General features: G+C 51.5%; 3 protein-coding genes and 1 pseudogene. 3 read left to right on the forward strand and 1 reads right to left on the reverse strand.

Features of this window, described 5'->3' with window-relative positions:
• Positions 1–551 precede the first annotated feature (551 nt).
• Positions 552–968: a DUF2946 domain-containing protein gene (locus QZ506_RS21220; RefSeq protein WP_291973734.1), complete on the reverse strand. Its 417-nt coding sequence runs from the start codon at positions 966–968 to the stop codon at positions 552–554.
• A gap of 462 nt (positions 969–1,430) precedes the next feature.
• Between QZ506_RS21220 and QZ506_RS21225 the strand changes: the two genes are divergently transcribed.
• From QZ506_RS21225 to QZ506_RS21235, 3 genes and pseudogenes are all read left to right on the forward strand, one after another.
• Positions 1,431–2,999: a glucan biosynthesis protein G gene (locus QZ506_RS21225; RefSeq protein WP_291973736.1), complete on the forward strand. Its 1,569-nt coding sequence runs from the start codon at positions 1,431–1,433 to the stop codon at positions 2,997–2,999.
• Positions 2,992–5,532 (forward strand): glucans biosynthesis glucosyltransferase MdoH, encoded by a 2,541-nt coding sequence (gene mdoH, locus QZ506_RS21230; RefSeq protein ID WP_291973738.1) that lies wholly within the window; start codon positions 2,992–2,994, stop codon positions 5,530–5,532. Before QZ506_RS21225 ends, mdoH begins: the two co-directional genes overlap by 8 nt.
• Positions 5,533–5,682: 150 nt before the next feature.
• Positions 5,683–5,761, forward strand: a pseudogene (locus tag QZ506_RS21235) (IS1 family transposase); the annotation flags it as partial.

A 5,761-nucleotide genomic window follows, 5' to 3' on the forward strand; every position in this document is an offset into this window, starting at 1 on the left:
CCATGCCAGTTTTGGTTGAAAATGCTTGTCATCTCAGGTGTACACTTTTCTCATGAGGCCTAACTGCATGATTTTACGTTGCGAGGATCCGTCGTTTCACTGGGCTGCCAGCATAAAATCTATTTATTCAACAAAGCCGATGTTATATAGAACTACATCAAGACACTGATTATTATGTAATTAAACAGCAGTTACCTATCTGGTTTTGCGAAGACTGATTATTGATGATATGAACGGCATATCGGCCTGCTGAAAAACCTGACGACAAAAATGGCTCACTGAAGCCTAGGGCCTTTTCAGGTTCACCAGGCGCGGAACTCATCGAGGCGCGGGCATCTCGCCCACAGAGACGCAGGATAGATTGAAGCAAGCCCACCATTAGTCAAAAATCAGTGTTGCAAAAATGGGGGTGACCATAGATTTTGTCAGCGTTTACGGTATCCATAGCATGGGAGCACTTGTCATCGTAACAAGAAGAAAATAAAGGAAAAGGAGACGTCGTCTTGTGACAGGAAGTTATCCAATATCAAATTTTTGTGTTTATGGTTGTGTTATATGACTGTCGGCGGTGCGCGAGGCGATTGGGCGCGATAACACGCGGCGACGATCTTGTGCCGTGTGCGCGGCTCATTCGCCTCGGACTGAGTGAGAAACAGCGGATCAAGCGGCGGCGAGTTTTCGGGAAACAGCGCTGGGTGATGGGATAACAGCCCGCAGTAACAACAGGCGTCATGGCCCATGGTTGCATCGGATGACATCGGTGACGATGTTGCCGGTTTGTCGTGAGAATGATGGTGCTGAGTATGAGTGGGCGGAGTATAATCATGCCGCATTAACGCCTGTGAAACGATAGGCGCGATGAAAATCATCAGCAACGCGAAGAGGCTTAGCGTGGTGGCAATTTTGTTGTGGCGCAATGCGTTCATGTAAGAATCAGTAAGCGTCGATGCTAGTAGGTGGACGGGCATAACTACGTCACCCTACTGTACCTGATTTAACGCGATTTTGTTACCAATGGGTGTAATTCGTGTTGCATCCGAATTTGTTAATGCATCAACGTGCAATCGTTCGGATTATTCTTGAAAGTTGCACGAGCTTAAACGTTATGGTGGACACGTGTTAACAAAAGCAGCATGTATTCTCTGCAACCACAGCATAAACAGGGTGTTTTGCTAACAGTGCAACAGGTAGAATTGTAGGTAAGCAGCGCGCAGCTGGCATAAATAACCGCAAGGGGTTGCCAACGGCTGACCGGTGACGGAGTATCCTCTCTAATTTTCGATTTTTTACAGAAATTTATCGGGGTTGCAGTTTGCGTTGTTTAAACGCTGAACTATCATGATGAACCGGGCTTTTATCAAATTGTCGGAAGGTTAACTTATCCATTAATATGGATTTTAGTTGATCTAAGCACACGAACAGGGGGAGCTGTGCTGGTTAATAATTTTGGGGTTAAACGTCTAGTAGCGAATTTGCGCTGGTTGCCCGCAGCGATTGTGTTGTATTTCACTGCGTTGCCTGCCTGGGCATTCTCGCTGGATGATGTGGCAGCGCAAGCTGAACAGCTGGCAGCGAAAGGCTATGAAGCGCCGAAGAGCAATCTTCCCGCCCAGTTCCGCGATATGAAATTTGCTGACTATCAGCAGATTCGTTTTAATCAGGAGAAGTCATACTGGAATAACCTGCAAACGCCGTTTCGCATTCAGTTCTATCATCAGGGCATGTATTTCGATACACCGGTGAGAATCAATGAAGTGACTGCCACTGATGTTAACGTGATCGCCTATTCACCGGAGTATTTTAATTTCGGTACGGTGAATCACGATGCAGAGACCGTGAAGAATCTCGGTTTTGCGGGCTTTAAAATCCTGTATCCCATCAACAAGCTTGGCAAGGATGACGAAATTGTCAGCATGCTGGGTGCCAGCTATTTCCGTGTGATCGGTAAAGGGCAGACTTATGGCCTTTCTGCGCGCGGTCTGGCGATTGACACTGCATTACCTTCTGGGGAAGAGTTCCCACGTTTCCGCGAGTTTTGGATCGAACGTCCAAAACCCAATGACAAGCACCTGCTGGTATACGCGCTGCTCGATTCACCGCGTGCAACAGGTGCATACCGTTTCGTCATTTATCCTGGACGTGACAGCGTGGTTGATGTTCAGGCTAACGTGTTTCTGCGCGCTTGCGTCGGTAAACTGGGGCTGGCACCGTTAACCAGTATGTTCCTGTTTGGGCCGAACCAGCCTTCTCCCACTTTGAACTACCGTGGGGCGTTGCATGACTCTAACGGTTTATCTATCCACGCGGGCAACGGTGAGTGGATTTGGCGTCCGCTGAATAACCCGAAACACCTGTCTGTCAGCACCTATTCGATTGAAAACCCGAAAGGCTTCGGTTTACTGCAACGTGGGCGTGACTTCTCCAGCTATGAAGATCTGGATGACCGTTACGATCTGCGTCCTAGCGGCTGGGTTGAAACCAAGGGCGAGTGGGGGAAAGGGAAAGTCGAACTGGTGGAAATTCCGACTGCCGATGAAACCAACGATAACATCGTTGCTTTCTGGACGCCGGAAGCGCTGCCTGAAATTGGTAAGCCGCTGGAAGTGGGCTATCGCCTGCACTTCACGCGTGACGAAGAACAATTGCATTCACCTGAATTGGCCTACGTTCAGCGCACCATGCGCTTCACCGGGGATGTGAAACAGTCTAACCTGATTCGCCAACCGGATGGCACCGTTGCGTTCCTGGTCGATTTTGCAGGCCCGATGATGAAAGAGATGGAAGAGGCAACGCCTGTGTCCTCTCAAGTTAGCATCGGCGACAACGGTGAAATCGTTGAGAACAATGTTCGCTATAATCCGGTAACGCGCGGCTGGCGTTTAACACTGCGTCTGCGTGTGAAAGATCCTAAACAGCCAACCGAGCTGCGCGCTGCTTTGGTGAACGGCGAAACGCTGTTATCGGAAACCTGGAGCTATCAGCTACCTGCCAATGAATAAGTTAATTTCGAGCCCTGATTATATCGGGAAATTGCCTCTGTCCGCGCAAGCGGTGGAGGCGTTGCAGCATGCGTTGCCTCAGGCAGAGAGTAAAAGTCTCTCTGCAATACATCGGGCTCTGGCGCAGGGGGAATCCCCTGCGACGCTGCTGACGGAAGACGATTCGCCGCTGCAATCTGTCAAGGCGCGTCTGGATGCCGCCTGGCCCGATACGGCAACGGCGGTTAAACCGGTTATGGTTGATAAAGAAGGGCGTACTGCATTACAGGCGATGCCCACGATCAAACGTGCGTCGATGTTTCCTGACATGTGGCGCACCAACCCGCTGGTACGCTGGTGGGAAAGTATGCTCGTGCGCTCCCCGGCACCGAGTCGTCCGCATGCCAGCCCGGAAGAGAAGATTGCCGAGAACCGCTGGAGAATGGTGGGGACGTTGCGCCGTTACACCCTGCTTATCTTGACGTTGTTCCAAACGGCAATCGCCACCTGGTACATGAAAACCATTTTGCCTTATCAGGGATGGGCGCTGATCGATCCGTTCGCAATGGTGAATCAGCCTTTCCTGCGCTCCTTTATGCAGGTTCTGCCTTATATCCTGCAAAGTGGCATTCTGGTGCTGTTTGCCGTACTGTTCTGTTGGGTATCTGCCGGTTTTTGGACTGCGTTGATGGGATTTTTACAACTGCTGATCGGCAAGGACAAATACAGTATCTCGTCAACGACGGTAGGGAATGAGCCGCTCAATCCCGAGCACAGAACGGCGTTAATCATGCCTATCTGTAACGAAGACGTTGAGCGCGTGTTCGCTGGATTACGGGCGACCTACGAATCGGTGGCAGCGACCGGACAGCTCGATCACTTCGATCTGTATGTGTTGAGTGACAGTAACGACCCGGACAAATGCGTTGCAGAGCAGAAAGCCTGGATGGACCTGTGCCGTGAAGTGGATGGGTTTGGCCGTATCTTCTATCGCCGTCGTCGTCGTAGCGTGAAACGTAAGAGCGGTAATATCGATGATTTCTGCCGTCGTTGGGGCAGCCAATATAGCTATATGGTGATATTGGATGCCGACAGCGTGATGAGTGGCGAATGTCTGACGCAACTGGTACGTTTGATGGAAGCCAACCCCAATGCCGGGATTATCCAGTCTTCTCCCAAAGCGTCCGGGATGGATACCTTGTATGCACGCTGTCAGCAATTTGCCACACGTGTGTACGGGCCGTTGTTCACCGCAGGTCTGCACTTTTGGCAACTGGGTGAGTCGCACTATTGGGGCCATAACGCCATCATCCGTGTGAAACCCTTTATTGAGCACTGTGCGCTGGCACCGTTGCCCGGTGAAGGTTCTTTTGCGGGCGCAATTTTGTCCCATGACTTTGTTGAAGCGGCACTAATGCGCCGTGCGGGCTGGGGGGTATGGATCGCCTATGATCTGCCCGGCTCTTATGAGGAACTGCCGCCTAACCTGCTTGATGAACTTAAGCGCGATCGCCGCTGGTGCCACGGCAACCTGATGAATTTCCGGTTGTTCCTGGTGAAAGGGATGCACCCTGTACACCGTGCCGTGTTCCTGACCGGTGTGATGTCTTATCTTTCCGCGCCGCTGTGGTTTATGTTCCTGGCGCTGTCAACCGCACTGCAAGTAGTGCATACGCTGATGGAGCCGCAATATTTCCTCCAACCGCGTCAGCTCTTCCCCGTGTGGCCACAATGGCGTCCTGAATTGGCAATAGCCTTGTTCTCGACCACATTGGTGCTGCTGTTCCTGCCAAAATTGCTGAGTGTGATTCTGGTATGGGCAAAGGGGGCGAGACCTTACGGCGGTGCCGTGCGCGTTTTCCTGTCGTTACTGCTCGAGATGCTGTTTTCGGTATTGCTGGCCCCGGTGCGTATGCTGTTCCATACCGTTTTCGTGGTCAGTGCCTTCCTAGGCTGGTCCGTGCAATGGAAATCGCCGCAGCGTGATGATGATGCCACGCCGTGGAGAGAAGCCTTCGCTCGTCACGGCTCTCAACTGGTGCTGGGGTTGGTGTGGGCCATTGGTATGGCTTGGCTGGATTTGCGTTTCCTGTGGTGGCTGTCGCCGATTGTTTTCTCGTTGATCCTGTCGCCATTCGTGTCGGTAATTTCAAGCCGTGCCTCGATTGGGCTTGCATGCAAGCGTGCTAATCTTCTGTTGATTCCGGAAGAGTACGAGCCGCCGCGCGAGCTGGTAGCAACGGACACCTATTTCCGTGCCAACCGTGCACGTAAATTGGAAAATGGTTTCGTGCAGGCAGTCTTTGATCCTTCGCTCAATGCGTTGGCGAGTGCAATGGCAACTGCGCGCCATGGCTTTAGCCGTGCGGTTGAGCAGGGCCGTGCCCAGCGCGTGGCTGATGCGTTGAAACAGGATCTGGATGCGCTAAGCGACAATCAGCGTTTGGTGCTGTTGAGCGATCCGATGACGATTTCCCGTTTACACTACGCTGTGTGGCACGATCCGCAGCAGTTTTCCGCATGGCATCAGCGCTGCCACGCACTGGAGTCCTGACGGTTTTACCGTAACGGTGTATTTCATCCATAAAAAACAGCGGCTATGCCGCTGTTTTTTTATTGCACGGAGAACATCCGCTGATTTAATTGTCGTGTATTCAATATGTTGATTGCAGTGTGAAATGTCCGGTTTTGGATGTGGAATACAGTGGCTAAAGTTGATGTAAGATGCCCGTTTTGTGAACAGACATCTCCTGTGAAAAAACACGGTTATGGCAAAAGTGGCC

This window comes from Candidatus Symbiopectobacterium sp. (assembly GCF_020054415.1).
GTDB lineage: Bacteria > Pseudomonadota > Gammaproteobacteria > Enterobacterales > Enterobacteriaceae > Symbiopectobacterium.